The organism is Vibrio sp. A1-1, assembly GCF_021728175.1.
Lineage (GTDB): Bacteria > Pseudomonadota > Gammaproteobacteria > Enterobacterales > Vibrionaceae > Vibrio > Vibrio diabolicus.
Map to the genome: position 1 here is coordinate 1 of NZ_JAKKCL010000032.1, position 13,267 is coordinate 13,267.

Annotated in this window: 19 protein-coding genes and 1 pseudogene; 10 read left to right on the forward strand and 10 right to left on the reverse strand. The window is 39.5% G+C overall.

Annotated features, from left to right (window positions below):
- Positions 1-424: 424 nt before the first annotated feature.
- The 3 genes from L3V30_RS23450 to L3V30_RS23460 form a co-directional block, all read right to left on the reverse strand.
- Positions 425-1,219, reverse strand: a complete 795-nt coding sequence (locus tag L3V30_RS23450) for a DsbA family protein (RefSeq protein ID WP_237310060.1) — start codon at positions 1,217-1,219, stop codon at positions 425-427.
- A gap of 20 nt (positions 1,220-1,239) precedes the next feature.
- Positions 1,240-1,569, reverse strand: a complete 330-nt coding sequence (locus L3V30_RS23455) for a hypothetical protein (protein ID WP_237310061.1) — start codon at positions 1,567-1,569, stop codon at positions 1,240-1,242.
- A gap of 69 nt (positions 1,570-1,638) precedes the next feature.
- Entirely contained in the window at positions 1,639-2,373 is a 735-nt protein-coding gene (locus L3V30_RS23460; protein WP_237310062.1) for a tyrosine-type recombinase/integrase, read from the reverse strand.
- 113 nt (positions 2,374-2,486) lie between these two features.
- Here L3V30_RS23460 and L3V30_RS23465 point away from each other — a divergent pair, with 113 nt between their 5' ends.
- Positions 2,487-3,392 carry a hypothetical protein gene (locus tag L3V30_RS23465; RefSeq protein WP_237310063.1) on the forward strand — a complete coding sequence of 302 codons (906 nt, stop codon included), beginning with the start codon at positions 2,487-2,489 and terminating at the stop codon, positions 3,390-3,392.
- A gap of 91 nt (positions 3,393-3,483) precedes the next feature.
- On the opposite strand, the gene L3V30_RS23470 is transcribed toward L3V30_RS23465, so the two are convergent.
- On the reverse strand, positions 3,484-3,936 hold the full coding sequence (locus L3V30_RS23470; protein WP_237310064.1) for a hypothetical protein: 453 nt from the start codon (positions 3,934-3,936) through the stop codon (positions 3,484-3,486).
- A 365-nt stretch (positions 3,937-4,301) separates the two neighbouring features.
- On the opposite strand from L3V30_RS23470, the gene L3V30_RS23475 reads away from it, so the two are divergent.
- Both L3V30_RS23475 and L3V30_RS23480 read left to right on the forward strand, forming a co-directional pair.
- A complete protein-coding gene (locus L3V30_RS23475) occupies positions 4,302-4,688 on the forward strand; it encodes a type II toxin-antitoxin system RelE/ParE family toxin (protein WP_237310065.1) in 387 nt (128 codons plus the stop codon).
- Complete coding sequence (locus L3V30_RS23480; protein ID WP_237310067.1) at positions 4,681-4,989, forward strand: helix-turn-helix domain-containing protein; 309 nt, start codon at positions 4,681-4,683, stop codon at positions 4,987-4,989. Before L3V30_RS23475 ends, L3V30_RS23480 begins: the two co-directional genes overlap by 8 nt.
- Positions 4,990-5,074: 85 nt before the next feature.
- On the opposite strand, the gene L3V30_RS23485 is transcribed toward L3V30_RS23480, so the two are convergent.
- The 3 genes from L3V30_RS23485 to L3V30_RS23495 all read right to left on the reverse strand — a co-directional run bounded on the left by L3V30_RS23485 (position 5,075) and on the right by L3V30_RS23495 (position 6,831).
- On the reverse strand, positions 5,075-5,338 hold the full coding sequence (locus L3V30_RS23485) for a hypothetical protein (protein ID WP_237310069.1): 264 nt from the start codon (positions 5,336-5,338) through the stop codon (positions 5,075-5,077).
- Between the two features lie 30 nt (positions 5,339-5,368).
- Positions 5,369-5,995 carry a phage repressor protein CI gene (locus L3V30_RS23490; RefSeq protein ID WP_237310071.1) on the reverse strand — a complete coding sequence of 209 codons (627 nt, stop codon included), beginning with the start codon at positions 5,993-5,995 and terminating at the stop codon, positions 5,369-5,371.
- A gap of 167 nt (positions 5,996-6,162) precedes the next feature.
- On the reverse strand, positions 6,163-6,831 hold the full coding sequence (locus L3V30_RS23495; RefSeq protein ID WP_237310073.1) for an N-6 DNA methylase: 669 nt from the start codon (positions 6,829-6,831) through the stop codon (positions 6,163-6,165).
- Positions 6,832-7,061: 230 nt separating this feature from the next.
- On the opposite strand from L3V30_RS23495, the gene L3V30_RS23500 reads away from it, so the two are divergent.
- From L3V30_RS23500 to L3V30_RS23515, 4 genes are all read left to right on the forward strand, one after another.
- A complete protein-coding gene (locus L3V30_RS23500) occupies positions 7,062-7,325 on the forward strand; it encodes a hypothetical protein (protein WP_237310075.1) in 264 nt (87 codons plus the stop codon).
- Between the two features lie 22 nt (positions 7,326-7,347).
- Positions 7,348-7,599, forward strand: a complete 252-nt coding sequence (locus L3V30_RS23505; protein ID WP_025625038.1) for a hypothetical protein — start codon at positions 7,348-7,350, stop codon at positions 7,597-7,599.
- 27 nt (positions 7,600-7,626) lie between these two features.
- Complete coding sequence (locus L3V30_RS23510; RefSeq protein WP_237310077.1) at positions 7,627-7,797, forward strand: hypothetical protein; 171 nt, start codon at positions 7,627-7,629, stop codon at positions 7,795-7,797.
- 215 nt (positions 7,798-8,012) lie between these two features.
- Positions 8,013-8,773, forward strand: a protein-coding gene (locus tag L3V30_RS23515) for an IS5 family transposase (protein ID WP_237310079.1) whose coding sequence is annotated in 2 segments (ribosomal slippage) — positions 8,013-8,247 and positions 8,247-8,773 — 762 coding nt in all. Because the reading frame shifts where the segments join, the coding sequence is not laid out codon by codon here.
- Between the two features lie 30 nt (positions 8,774-8,803).
- On the opposite strand, the gene L3V30_RS23520 is transcribed toward L3V30_RS23515, so the two are convergent.
- A complete protein-coding gene (locus tag L3V30_RS23520) occupies positions 8,804-9,217 on the reverse strand; it encodes a hypothetical protein (protein WP_237310081.1) in 414 nt (137 codons plus the stop codon).
- Positions 9,218-9,736: 519 nt separating this feature from the next.
- On the opposite strand from L3V30_RS23520, the gene L3V30_RS23525 reads away from it, so the two are divergent.
- Complete coding sequence (locus L3V30_RS23525; protein WP_237310083.1) at positions 9,737-10,588, forward strand: ATP-binding protein; 852 nt, start codon at positions 9,737-9,739, stop codon at positions 10,586-10,588.
- Between the two features lies 1 nt (position 10,589).
- Here the strand turns inward: L3V30_RS23525 and L3V30_RS23530 are convergent, their stop codons facing one another.
- Positions 10,590-11,060 carry a hypothetical protein gene (locus tag L3V30_RS23530; protein WP_237310085.1) on the reverse strand — a complete coding sequence of 157 codons (471 nt, stop codon included), beginning with the start codon at positions 11,058-11,060 and terminating at the stop codon, positions 10,590-10,592.
- 55 nt (positions 11,061-11,115) lie between these two features.
- Here L3V30_RS23530 and L3V30_RS23535 point away from each other — a divergent pair, with 55 nt between their 5' ends.
- Together L3V30_RS23535 and L3V30_RS23540 are read left to right on the forward strand one after the other, a co-directional pair.
- Positions 11,116-11,706, forward strand: a complete 591-nt coding sequence (locus L3V30_RS23535; protein WP_237310087.1) for a hypothetical protein — start codon at positions 11,116-11,118, stop codon at positions 11,704-11,706.
- 421 nt (positions 11,707-12,127) lie between these two features.
- On the forward strand, positions 12,128-12,703 hold the full coding sequence (locus L3V30_RS23540) for a DUF2913 family protein (RefSeq protein ID WP_237310089.1): 576 nt from the start codon (positions 12,128-12,130) through the stop codon (positions 12,701-12,703).
- A gap of 69 nt (positions 12,704-12,772) precedes the next feature.
- On the opposite strand, the pseudogene L3V30_RS23545 reads toward L3V30_RS23540, so the two are convergent.
- Positions 12,773-13,140: pseudogene (locus L3V30_RS23545) on the reverse strand (integrase core domain-containing protein); the annotation flags it as partial.
- Positions 13,141-13,267: the final 127 nt, after the last annotated feature.

Below are 13,267 nucleotides of genomic sequence, written 5' to 3' on the forward strand. Positions count from 1 at the left end.
CTCACTGCTTTATAAGTTGCTGGGTGCCATCAGGTGCCTTTGTGAAGGCTTGAGCTTAGTGCGGTGAAAGTTGCACGCTGGGTTCTTAGAGGGACGACACTTGGTAACAGGTGTCGTCTACTCGACATTTTCGATTTAGAAATGGCAGCGTACCGACTGCGATCGCTGCCATTTTAGTATGATACTCTAATACTCAGTATGAATCTTTATTACTTGGTATGAGACTTCATTTCTCTCACACAGCAAGATTCGTGTCGAATTGTCATAGCTCTTTCGGAAATTTCAGCGCAGCTCGGACAAGAGGATTGTAGAGCTTGCAGCTTCATATCGTATGACTCAGAAGCGTTCGCCTTGAACCCCACAGATAGAATCATAATTGCTGTTAGGTATACTGTTGAACCAAATTTCGTCATTGCGCGATCCTTTAGTTAGTAAACTTGGCTTTTAATTGCTGTGCAGACCACCCGCCATGAGCACGTTCAGCTCCTATAAACACGGTTGGTGTACCAGTCACTTGTAATTGTGCACCCAAGCCTCTGACCTTCTCAATCTGCTTTCTAGCTGTTTCCATGTGCGGTTGAAGCTTGTCTTTGTCGATACCGTAGTTTACTAAGATTTGGTCAATACCTTCACGAGTTAGTTTGCTGCCCATAAATGCATGGTGAATGTCTCCATACACTTCCGGCTTGTAGTAGAACACAGCCGTTGCCACCATCGCGGAATATGCAGATGTTGGCTGATTGGTGAAGATAGGATATTCCTTCACGATCACCTTGGCTTCAGGATCAATAGCAACAAATTCTTTTAGCGTTGGAGCCAAACGCTTACAGTACCCACAGTTATAGTCAACAAACTCAACCACTAAATGCTTACCATTTGGATTGCCAATAAATGGATCGTTCTTGTCGTTGTATAAAGCATCCATAGAGGTTTCAACCTTTTTAGCTTCTTGGGCTTTGGTTGCTTGCTCTTGCTCAAAGCGATACTTAGCAAGGGATTTCACTACGACATCAGGGTTGTCCATAATATAGTTTTTAACGTCTTCAGCAGCGAACGAGGAAGGAGCCTGAAGCATATTGGTTTCAACATTGATCATTGCATCGGACAGCTTTGTTATAACTTCACTTTTTTCTTGTAGGGAGTTGTACAAAGTTACATTCGAAATGATTAATGCTAGGCATACACCACCTAGTCCGAGGTTGATTTTCTTCTGTTCCATTAAATATTGCTCCTGATCGATTAGTGCTTGGTAGACAAAACTTGGGAATTGGTCATTGTAAAGTCAGCTTGATTATTGTGTGACTTAACATTGTTAAGCGGATCTGACTGTGCAGGTAGCTTGCATAAGCTGAGTAAGAAATCAGTCACATCGCCTTTTGATTCGTGAAGGGTTTTTATGTTTTCGAATTGCTCTTTGCCTGAACACTGATCGTTTGAAACTAGTTCAACGTTGTCATTCAACTCAAAAGCAATAGATAGCGGGATATTTAGTTCGTTAGAATACTTTAGGATTTCGCCAATTTGATCATTCAAATCATTGAATTTGTTATTTTTATCTAGTGTTGTCATTTAGGACTGCCCCCTTGTTTCTCTCTAATATCGAGTATATGAGGACAGTTAAAATTTCCTAAACGTGATTTATTCAAAAAGACTCATTTCACTGATAATTGGAGCTAGCTGCTCATCAAACGTGCTTAGGTAATGGTTGGTGCTGTTCAGGCTAGATTGACCTAAGAAGTCTCTTATTTTCTCGACAGTTACGCCCTTTTCAATCATTTTTTTAGCAAAGTATTTTCGCCACGAGTGAGTACCAAACGCATAACCGAGCTTAAACTTTTCTTTTACTTTTGCGTGATGCCAGTTCGCACTTTGTACTGACATAGGGCGAGGAATGATAGTGCCATCGGGTTGCTTTAAGCTGCTTCTTGAATTGGCGAATAGAAGTTCGTCAGAACAACTTAGGTAGCGGCATTCGTCTACGATCTCTTTGATACCATCATTGATGTACACACGCACAAGTGAGGCATTGTAAGCGGTGGCTCTATCCGTCCCTTCACGAGCAATCCTCATGTTGAAAGCTTTTTGTTGGCACAGATCGAAATGTTTTTTCCACTGACCAAATTCATCAAAGAAGTCCGAATACTCTAGCCAAGAAGCATCACTGTATCGTAGTCCTGTAAGCGCGCTCATTGAGGCGGTAAGGCTTAGCAGTGGGCTGCGTTCATACAGTTCCTCAATAAGTGCTCTTGCTTCATCTGCACTCTTTGGCGGCTTCGTTGGCTCCTTTCGACGCTTTTTAGTGCCTTGCACCGTTAGCCCTAAATTGTCGTTGGATATATCAATTCTTTGATTAATTCGCTTTGGTTGGCTCACCTTGCTACCCCTTTGCACACAAGTTTCAAAGTTTTAATGAAACATTAAGTATGACATCGTCTAATTGCTCATCTAGAATAATAAGATATTAACCTATGAAACGCACATCCAAAATGACTGACCAAATTGAGAATGACCTACTTGATTCGAAGAAACAGGATCAAAAAAGTGACACCGTCACCATACGAAAGCAGAGAAGTAGATTGTGGAGTGCGTTTTATGAAGATGAAAAGCAGTTTTATGCTTGGCTGTGTAAGAACGCAATAACTCTGCTCGATATCAACGCAAGTTCAGATATGTACGATGTTGAAGGTCAACCCGTTCCTTTTGGATATTCAATGCAGATTATGAAGGTTGGCGTTCGTTACCGTCCACCGAGATTTATAAGAAAAATCATCACTTTTAGGACGCTTGATCTATTTGACGAATGTAAAGAGAGGCACAACGTTCTAACGGAACTTTATGATAAAGCAGTGTCTTTCATGAATGAGGATAGCAAAAAGCCACGATACCCTAATCGTTTCCCTGTGTTCCATGAGCGTGTAGCGCAAATAAATCACAGCCGCGACGATGCGTATAGTGCCAGGATTTTACCCGATGAAGGGCAATTTACTTTGTACACTGGCAGTGTGGATGCGGAGTTGAATGCAGATGTCCATTCTGCATTTAAAGCTCATGGGTTTGATTCAGTTGAAACGACCTATGACAAGTTTGGGGAGCTAATGACTATTCGTGTTGCTATTGATGAGTTACGCCAGTATTTAGAGTGTTCAGATGATAGTCGTGTTCATGTAAGACATTTTACCGGCTCACAGTACACTTGCCGGATTAGCTTTGATAGCGGCGAAAGCAAGGCTGTCCGGTCTAAATTTGGTTTAATCGTGGTTCATCCTGATGATTGTCCTTCAATATATGCTACGCCGCCGAGAAAGAAACGGGCTGATAAACTTGAGTTGACCGCGAGACAGGTTGAGATGCCGGTTGATTTGGGTTTTCGAGTGTTCGTGACGGAGGGTTAGGTACACTAATAAAAAAGGCGGGATTAGGGAGTCTTATCAGATTGATGCCTGAGACAGCTCAAGGCACCATCCGGATTAGAGCCATCACAGATTAATACACAGGTGTTTTTATGAGGGATTTGGTCATTTCGAATGATATTTCTTCCATTGGAAGAAGGTCAGTTAGCGCCAACTCTTGTACATCCATCGCCCTAACCCGTTTCATGTCCTCTATTCGGCGTTCGATCGTCCTAATATCAGCCTTGATATCAGCGACAGCATCATAGTTTTCAAGAAGCTTTGCTAATTCATAATCACACCTTTTAGTAGCGTGGTCGAAATGTAACAAAGCACACTCACATTGGCTTCTTTGCAGAAGTTCTATTCGAACGCACTTGATCGCCTCGGCTTTTGTCCTTCTGCGAATGAGGACATATCCCTGATCGCTATAACGTTCATAATCTAGTGATTGCTGTGTGATAAGAAATCCTGAGTGATTTAGATTTTCGACGCAGATAACAGCATATACGTGCTGATTATCCGAGACTGGTTCTGTCATCATCATTTCCGTAAATTAATGTACCTCACACAACCTTATCTTAGGTTCAATTATTTCCTAAATACACTTAACAAAGTTCAGGTGTGAGTTTTGTACATCCAGGTAGTGTGCTACCTAGTTACTTCTGTTAGTCCACAAAGAGCCTTGCCAAATGAACAGCATTGGTGAAATTAAGGTAGATGTTAACCCCTATGGGATTGGTCTTTGGTATTAGCTCTATTTGGTTTAATTTACATAGTTATTATGACTAGGGGTGTTCATTGCAATACTCCTACTTTTGATTTGAACGTCATAAGTCACCATTGAACTATCGTTTTAAATCAACGCAAAACTATGGTAATGTTTACTACACTTTATATAATGGAGTAACCGTGAAAATCTATGTCACCGATGACTTTGAAAAATTGATACGAAAAGCCAAATTGAACGATGAAATAGTTGTAAAAATGGCAAAGGAACTCAATGATGGCTTGCATGACGGTGAATTACAAAACGGGACTTTATACAAAAAGAGAATTCCGTCACCAGGTCAAGGTAAGAGAGAGTCTAACCGCAGTATCGTAGCTATACAGAAAGATGACCGCATATTCTTTATTGATGGTTGGCGAAAAAAAGACGTACCTAAAAAGGGCAAAGAGATTCCAGATGATCTACTGGAAATGTATAAATTACTTAGTGATAGCTTCCGTAGCTTCACTGATGCTCAGATAGAGCAAAACATTGCAGATGGATTGTTAAGAGAGGTTAACAATGACTGATGATCGTTTAGAACGAATGCAAGCAATGGCTAAGCGCTTTCATGCCAATGGTTCGGTTGACCAGCTAACCATGCGTAAAATTGATGCGTTGGCTTTACGTGCAAAGCAGAAAGAAATGACAGCGGATAAAATCCAGCGTTTAAGGAAGCGTGAGCATATTAGCCAAGCCGTCTTAGCCACAGTTCTTAACATGAGTAGTGAAAGTGTTCAGAAGTGGGAACAAGGTAAAACCAAACCACAAGGAGCAGCATTGCGCCTTTTGAATATTATTGACGAGAAAGGCATAGCAGCAGTCATTTGATTTTTCTGTTCTATATAGCCATCTAAAAGGCGTCCTAGGACGCCTTTCTCTTACTAATTCTCGGTAAAGTCCGATAATAATTACACTACTTTTTAAACATGGAGCGTAGACGTTCTATCTCTGTCGTTTTGGTATCGCTTTCGGGTTTCAGTCCAAGCGTAGTAATCATGTTCACCCATTGACTCGAATCGAGTTCATCCCCCATCGCGTCCATATCGTCTTTGTCTTGTTCTGGAACGATATTGACCAAGTAAAAGTCATCGTCTGGTTCCCCAAATACACTTTCAACATAGATACGCTGACCACTATCAGATACATATACAGTGTCTTCAGTAGGTCTATTTTCCAACAGTACGCTTATATTAAGCTCCTATAGTCATTAGTGGCGTTTCATACACATTTTTACACGACCTAGAATGTGCAAATCTTCTAGCTCGAATTCTCTTGTGATTGAGTCAAATTGAATTGCGACTTTTTGTTTTGGTAAGCGTTGAAGATGATAGAAGCCAACAGCTTCGTCCATAGCTACAAGATAGGTTCCATTTGTAGGAGTTATCTCGGTCAAATCTACATAGAGCGTATCATCACCGTTCTCTACGACCGATAGAGATTCAGGTTTTAGCCCAAACGCCGCAAGAGTATTAGTATCAATGCTTATAGACTTACTCTTTTTCAATCGACCATTCTCAATACTTAGTACATCGAACTCATTTAGATTTGAAGATATTGATGAAGTAACAGGCGATTCTGATCCCTTTGGAAATGGTTCTCCTTGCCCTAGAGCCAAGTATTGAATTGATGCCCCCGTAGCAAGATGAACCGCGACCATAGACTCAAAGTTAATCCTATTATGAGTTTTCCATGTCGCGATAGTTGAGTTGGGAACACCGATAAATTCAGCTATTTCTATATCTCTTTTTAAACCAGTGATCACCTTGAGGCGCTGTATATAGTCTTTCGTATCGCCATAATCTGGCTTAGGTTGATGAGGAACCATAGATTTCATTACCTCTAATTTCTGCGTTGGGCTACAGAAGTGTTCTCGTTGAACATTCCTAGCCGCATTACGTATGTCTACTTTCTACTATTGGCTGATTCTTCTCTAGATATAAAATTTATATCTATAATCTTAACCCATTGTTTTAGCTGCACTATTAAGCCATGCATTATTGTTTACCGTGTAAACAAATACCTAATTTTCCCTTGATTTCTGCTAAGAACATCAACCTGATTTATATCTATCTGAAGGGGTTCAGCTTTCTTACCGCTAACCCAAGATAGGTACTTAATTTTAAATATGAGTTGAATGCAGAACGCATGTAGAGTCGTAGAGCTGATGTCCTCTACCGTTAATTCCACATGCCCAAGAGGTTCATCGAGGGCAATGTTTTGGTAAAACACTTGCTCTAGCTTTTCCATGATGATCCCTGCCGAGCCGCAGCATGGTTCGTATATTTTTAGGTTGCCAGGTCTAGAGAATGAAGCGTTTTTATCTGGTATATCCAGATCGCTTTGAAGTAATTTTGATATGAGATAACCGACTTCAGGAGGCGTAGGATAGTAGCCTTGATGTTTAGCATCTCCTTTGCAGAACTCGGAAAGAATGAATGCAAGTGGATCACTGACACCACTGTACATGAGGTTAGCGAGGATATGGCTAAGTGGTTTTGCTACCTCAATAAACTCATCCTCTTGCACTTCGCGTTCCGCAGGTTGATACAGTCCAGTACATTCATACGCCCACTGCGCAACGAACAATTTTACCACCTTGCTCACATCGTAACGGTAGCGCCACTTTTTAATTAAACTGCAAGCGTTCTTGTATTCCGATTGGATCTTCATGGTAATACCTTACATATGTAATAAGCTAATAACTTATTACATCAAATTAATTTCCAAAGATCTGTGGGAGAGGAATAAATGCCATACTTGTTTTCCCCTAAACTCCCATTGTGCCTATGGTAGGCTAAACAAAACGGTAAAAATCCGTGATGTGTGTTTTTCTCTCGATACAAGGAAAATGCACATGCATAAATCAAATGCAAGCCAGCAATAGAGGGAAAATCGAAGCTATGGCTAAAAATACAATGATTGAGCAGCTTTGTACGGCTGGACAAGTTTTAATTAGTTTGATGGCAGTTCGTGAGCCAATTGATAGCCGATTTCATATTGTTGTCACCACTGGCGTAAATGGCATCACAATAACGCTAAATGAAAATGAGTTCGAACTAACCAATCAACGCATTGAGTTTTTAGATGGCAGTGGGAACATCGCGCTAACAGAAAGCGAGTTTGAGACAGTTAGCGGCTGGTTTAACGCTTACAACACTAAGTAACGGAAATTAATGGGAAATGAGCATGGCATTTAGAGAAGAAGTTGAAGTGTTGCTATTAACTGAATCACATGTAGTTGAGCACATTAAAGGCGTTGAACTTGAGATTGTCAGTGACAAGCTTATAGCTCACACAGAGACCGAGTTTAAAAATTTGCACACGCATAAACTTGAACTGTCTTTCGATGCAGCAGAGGCGCTTTACATCAAACTTGGTCAACGACTAAAAACAGCACAAGAAATGGTCGAAGACAATTCGGCAATCATCACCGAGTAATGAGGGAGTTTGGATGATTTGGAAAGCATGGCTACAACTCACAACAATAGGTCTGATGCTCTAGCACAGCGCAAAAAGTTCGCGGCATCATTAGAAATAACCAATGACGAACTAGCGGACGCAGCCGATGGATTGATTCAGACCTCGATAGATATGTCTAAATACAAGCCAGGGGAGTTTCCTGTAGTGCCTCTTTAAGCTGACCAAGAAAGCAATCAGGGTGTTCAAATTGGACACCCTGTTATTATCCATTGACCCGTTAATGCTAAGATAAACTCAAACCAAAATGCCCAGTGTTGATAATCACTATCGCACAATTTATTAGGGCGTGTTGATCTTTCGTGAGTGTTTTTTGAACAGCATGGTAAAGAGTTATAATTTGCTTCACCAAAAGTAAAACCATAACCAATACCATGCCAAGAACAATGTTAACTGATATTCGCTGGGAACTGCTACTCCAAGTTATGAAAAGTACAGGTCGTATTTACGATAAAACTGAACATCGAATGACATTTGAAGGAATACTTTATCGAATGAGAACAGGTGTTCCTTGGCGAGATCTGCCCTCTGAGTTCGGAGAGTGGAGTACTGTTTACAGACGATTTAATCTTTGGTCAAAGAAAGGGGTTTTAGATAAACTTTTCAAAGCTTATCTAGCATGGCTGATTTTGAATGGGTCTTTCTTGATGGCTCTATAGTTCGAGCGCATCAGCATAGTACAGGTGCAGCGACTGAAAGCTCAGAGCAAATAGGAAAAAGTCGCGGGGGCAACTCAACCAAAATTCACTTAGCCGTAGATAGTGGCGGCCTGCCGATTTGCTTTGATTTATCAGAAGGACAACGCCACGATATAGTACATGCCGAAAGCTTAGTTGAGCAACTCGATGAAGTTAATACCATCGTTTGTGATAAAGGATATGACAGCGAACCTTTCCGTACTTTTGTTAAGGAACGTGGCGGAGAAACGGTAATTGCTAAACGCAATTACGGACAAGATATAGACAAAGACAGCATGGATTGGTGTCTATACAAGTATCGTCACTTGGTTGAAAATGCCTTTGCGAGAATTAAGCATTATCGAGCTATTTCAAGTAGATATGACAAGCTAGAAAGAAATTATGCCAGCATGTTATCTCTGGCATTCATGTTAATGTGGCTACCGATGTATTGTTGAATACGAATGTACAGCAAAGATCAACACGCCCTAGTTAACTTTATCTAATTGCAAGTCAGGAACGAGTGCACGAGGAACCTTCACTTCTCCTACGCTTTGCCCATCAACCAGTTTTACTTGTTCACTTTCATGCGTCAAAGCAAACAAAGCAAACTGGATGACAACTAAGGAAAATATGAAGTGGTAAGCTACATATGAAAGAAGCGACTTACGCCTTGAAACAAAGGATTTGAACAAAATTACGTAGTTTATTACCATCAAATATATTGCGCATAAACAAAAAACCACGCCTATAAGCGAGTACAAACACTTTACGACTGTTATCGTGGATGAATCAGACAAATTCACCACACCCGCATAGAACAAAACACCGCAGTATAGAAAGTTTCGAATCCCATCAAAAACTTCTTTGACACTATCTTTATCATCGTACCACTTTGACACCTGATTACTCCCTAAAAGCTATTTCTTTTAACCTTTTGAGCTAGCAAGGTAACATTTTGGCTGCAGCCGGTCATATTGTTTCTCTCGAACGCTGGAAAGATGATTATGAGTGTTGTTCAACTGGAACAATGGTAACTGCCTTGTTTTCGGGTTGCTTTGAACTATACTGCCAAATACATCAACCAGAAATTTACTCATCTAATATCAATAACTTATAGAACTCCGCACCTCTAAAACATAGAAACTAAATCTGTAAAACTGTTTAGTATTTAAGATTTAGTATAAATCTGAGACTTTTCACCCACAGTTCAGTAAAATTACATAGAAAATGTCACGAGTTACACTGTCACACAACGTTTAAACCAACACGCTTGGTGACAGTGTAACCACATGCGTGCTCATCATTTGAGCGCACGTTCATTATTTAATCTAAATTCATTGCATATGAGTATTGTTATCAATATCATCGCACTTCTTCTTAATTATTGATATCTCTGTCAGGTAAATAGTTTCCAAACCATGTTTAAAAATACAGACACGCTAGTATTAAAGTTAATTATCTGCGGTTCATTCATGCTTCCATCTGTGATGTTTATGTACTATAGAATGACGTTTGGAATACTAACCATCTTATTTATATGGTTATCTTTGATTGGCTATTTTGGCTTTAAAGCATTTGAAAACCATATAATTAATAGAACACTAAAAAGTGTCCATGTGAAAGTAAACGCAATGAACCATACGATTAATGAGGTAATTATTTCTTCTTCTAAGAAGAATGAAAAAATAAATTTAGCTGACTCCTTATCTATAAAAGAATCACTATATTCTATCGCCTCAATCAGTCCCTTCAATAATAGTCCTTCCATGATTTACCATAGTGTAGAACCATTGTTATCGGTTACATTAAGTGAATACGGTACGCTGGCAAATCATTACGGTATTAAGTTCGACTGCGACTTCTCCGCTGACTCACAAATTCGGGTAATAAAGTTATGCCCAAGCACTTTAAATAAGGTATTGAGCATTGTTCTTTCAAACGCCATTAGCGTATCAAGAAAAGGAGATCGAATAAGAGTGATGACAAAACTATCTCAATCCCACTACTCACTGATTGTTGTGGACGATAGTTCGGGTATAACCCCCCAAACGCTTAGAAAGATAGAAAAAAGAGAAACACTATCTTGCGGAAGGAGAGTCGATATTCATAATCGAATCCATTATGGATTGGGACTGATATCTCTTAAAAGGCTGGCTAATGGAAGGGATATATCTATTCATTCAGACCTAGTAGACTCAAAGCACTGTGTAATTATTAACATAAAGAGAGGAATTTCAGCTATTGGAAAATCCAGATACTCTAGTTTTTGAACTAATGAACGGAAATATAAATAATCCTACCATTCGAAATGACGAATTTAACATTCAACGTTGAGTTTCTATCTATCAATTGTAGGTTTTGATATACAATGTCTCCTGATAATATTTGGCTGGTTTTATATTTAACTCCTTCCAAACCAATCTTTTCTACCACCTCAAAGTAATCATCTCTATTTATATATTTGTAAACGCTCTTATATGTTCCATTAAAATATGAAATAAGCAATTCCCTGTTAACTCCAACCTCGTTTACATTACCAATTACCGCCTTTTTCTCAAACATGTTTATTGCATCAAGATAGAACATCGCTCCCATACCGAAGATACTTGTAAAGATAATGCAGAGAAATGACTTCCTGAATATTTTATTTGTGTTCTCGATAGTGCTATCATGCTTGACCCAATAATCATGAACGATCCCAGAAATTTTATTGCTTAAATTGCTCTCTTTCTTTTCTATCACGGTAGTTTATAACTCTGAAGTAGCATTAGCCGTTTAAATAACATTGAGTATACGCATGGATATTGTCATCATTGAAGATCAGCCTATCATAGCAGAAGCGATTTGCCGAGACTTTCAAAAAACGTCTAACGGTACTCTTACCATCACAACGTTAACTACCCTAGATGAACTAAAGCAGTTTGATTTTAATGGCTGTCAGTTCATCATCAGTGATCTGTATTTAGGTACGTCTATTCACGAAACTATGCATGAGCTTTATAAGCTACGAACATTACACCCAGATGTATCCATTTCTGTTTTTACCCAATCAACAGACATCCCGAATCTGGAAGCGTTCCTAGCACTTATCAAGGCAAATCACCTGTTTGATAAGCGTTTCATCAGTGATATTTCCCATATTGTTTTACATGAAGAGCCTCAGCAGTTCCACGCGAACAAAACGGAGCTAGCCAAAGCTGAAGCATTCCTGAAAATTGATGGTAAAGCTCAATCAATCTTGGAAGAACTAGCTAAGCATGAGCCTCTGACCAGTATTGCAATTGAAAGCAACAAAAGTAAGTCAGCTATTTCACAAGTCATCAAGCGAATTGAAAACCAAATTGGCTCTAAGCGCCACTTTCTGCAATTGTTCTTTAAACAGTTTTAATAGATAGGAAAGGAGTGAATTATAGTGCTAAGCCAGAAGTGAATCTTGAACCTCAGTATCAAGTAGGTTTTTCACCCATTTCGGCAAAGAGTCCAATATGAGCTGTCATTCCTTATTTTTTCCAAGGCTCTATTTTCTCAAACTGCTTCTGAAAAACCGTATTGTCGTTCGTCGTACTGAAGGTGCAATGACCAACAAGTTGAATATGATGATCACGATATTTGTCAGGGTCGTGCTGATACGTCTCCGGACATACACACATAGGACAAGAAGCAATTCAAAATGATAATGGGGGAAATACGAGTCAGGGAAGAGCGCATTGTTGGCTACAGGTGAAAATTAAAATTAGCCTATTGATTTAGGGCAGAACCCCGTATTTTTGTGATAAAATGCTCACACAAATAGATATTCAAATTAACTCATGCCAGAACAATCATATCATCAATTGCTTAAATCTACCTTTGAAAACACTCTTCTTCATCTCTACTCCAAAGTAAATGTTTCTCGTAGCTTTGTTACAGAAGAGCAACGGAATAAGATCATCATTGATTTCTTGAAACCAAAAATTAAACAAGCTCGATACAGTGATATCAAGAAGAAACTCAAAACTATTTGCTTGATGAAGAATAAGTTTGGCTCGATTGAAAAACATTTAGATGAAATATTAAGCCAATACTTGATGATAGCGAGCAAGAACGATGTTGATAAACTTTATTTCTTACTAGATCTATTTAAGAAGGCTGGAATAGAAACAAAACTTATTGAAGAGACTCCGATACAGGAAGCAGACGTTGTCTATATCGATAGAGCTCATATTGATAATTGCTTCGATAATGAAAACCACCAGATTGCACCAATTTCTCTTTTCATACATACGAATGAATTGGAGAAGTTCACCGCTTGCTTAACAGAGCAAAATTATTTCCAATTCGAGCAACATCAAAGAAGCAAAGAGCTGAACAACTATCACTATCAACTTCACCCAGTTACAAGTTAGGTCTACTACAATGTACTAATTCAGACCCGATCTGACAGTTACCCACTTTTCGACTTGGTGCCTGTCAGATTATATCTGGGCTAGATTCTTTTCAGCCCAGATTGATTTCCCATCCTCTAATGTTTCTATCGGCGTTCTGCCACAGCACATTTTTCCTTGACGAGTACGGTGATTGTTGTAGTAGTCCATCCATTCGTCCAGATCTTTCTGCAACTCTTCGATAGAACCATACAGTTTCTTTCTGAATGTCACTTGGTAGAACTCATTCAATATGGTCTTGTGGAAGCGCTCGCAGATACCATTTGTTTGTGGTGACATCGCTTTAGTTTTCGTGTGTCGATATCATTAATGGCTAGGTAGAGCTGGTAATCGTGCTGCTCAACACGACCACAGTATTCAGTGCCTCGGTCAGTCAAGATTCGCAGCATTGGCAGTTCAGGGGTCTGAAGCCCAATGGAACGAAAACGTACTATAAGGACTTCCTCCCGATGTCAATGGGTGCTCTGAACGCAATCACAATGAAGATTAAGATGCAGTACTATAAGCGGTCATACTGGAATATTC

Coding starts and splice junctions, on each gene's coding strand:
- L3V30_RS23540 (WP_237310089.1), top strand. CDS start 12,128: ATGCCAGAACAATCATATCATCAATTGCTTAAATCTACCTTTGAAAAC.
- L3V30_RS23455 (WP_237310061.1), bottom strand. CDS start 1,569: ATGACAACACTAGATAAAAATAACAAATTCAATGATTTGAATGATCAA.
- L3V30_RS23505 (WP_025625038.1), top strand. CDS start 7,348: ATGGCATTTAGAGAAGAAGTTGAAGTGTTGCTATTAACTGAATCACAT.
- L3V30_RS23480 (WP_237310067.1), top strand. CDS start 4,681: ATGACTGATGATCGTTTAGAACGAATGCAAGCAATGGCTAAGCGCTTT.
- L3V30_RS23500 (WP_237310075.1), top strand. CDS start 7,062: ATGGCTAAAAATACAATGATTGAGCAGCTTTGTACGGCTGGACAAGTT.
- L3V30_RS23465 (WP_237310063.1), top strand. CDS start 2,487: ATGACTGACCAAATTGAGAATGACCTACTTGATTCGAAGAAACAGGAT.
- L3V30_RS23495 (WP_237310073.1), bottom strand. CDS start 6,831: ATGAAGATCCAATCGGAATACAAGAACGCTTGCAGTTTAATTAAAAAG.
- L3V30_RS23470 (WP_237310064.1), bottom strand. CDS start 3,936: ATGATGATGACAGAACCAGTCTCGGATAATCAGCACGTATATGCTGTT.
- L3V30_RS23525 (WP_237310083.1), top strand. CDS start 9,737: ATGTTTAAAAATACAGACACGCTAGTATTAAAGTTAATTATCTGCGGT.
- L3V30_RS23450 (WP_237310060.1), bottom strand. CDS start 1,219: ATGGAACAGAAGAAAATCAACCTCGGACTAGGTGGTGTATGCCTAGCA.
- L3V30_RS23535 (WP_237310087.1), top strand. CDS start 11,116: ATGGATATTGTCATCATTGAAGATCAGCCTATCATAGCAGAAGCGATT.
- L3V30_RS23490 (WP_237310071.1), bottom strand. CDS start 5,995: ATGAAATCTATGGTTCCTCATCAACCTAAGCCAGATTATGGCGATACG.
- L3V30_RS23510 (WP_237310077.1), top strand. CDS start 7,627: ATGGCTACAACTCACAACAATAGGTCTGATGCTCTAGCACAGCGCAAA.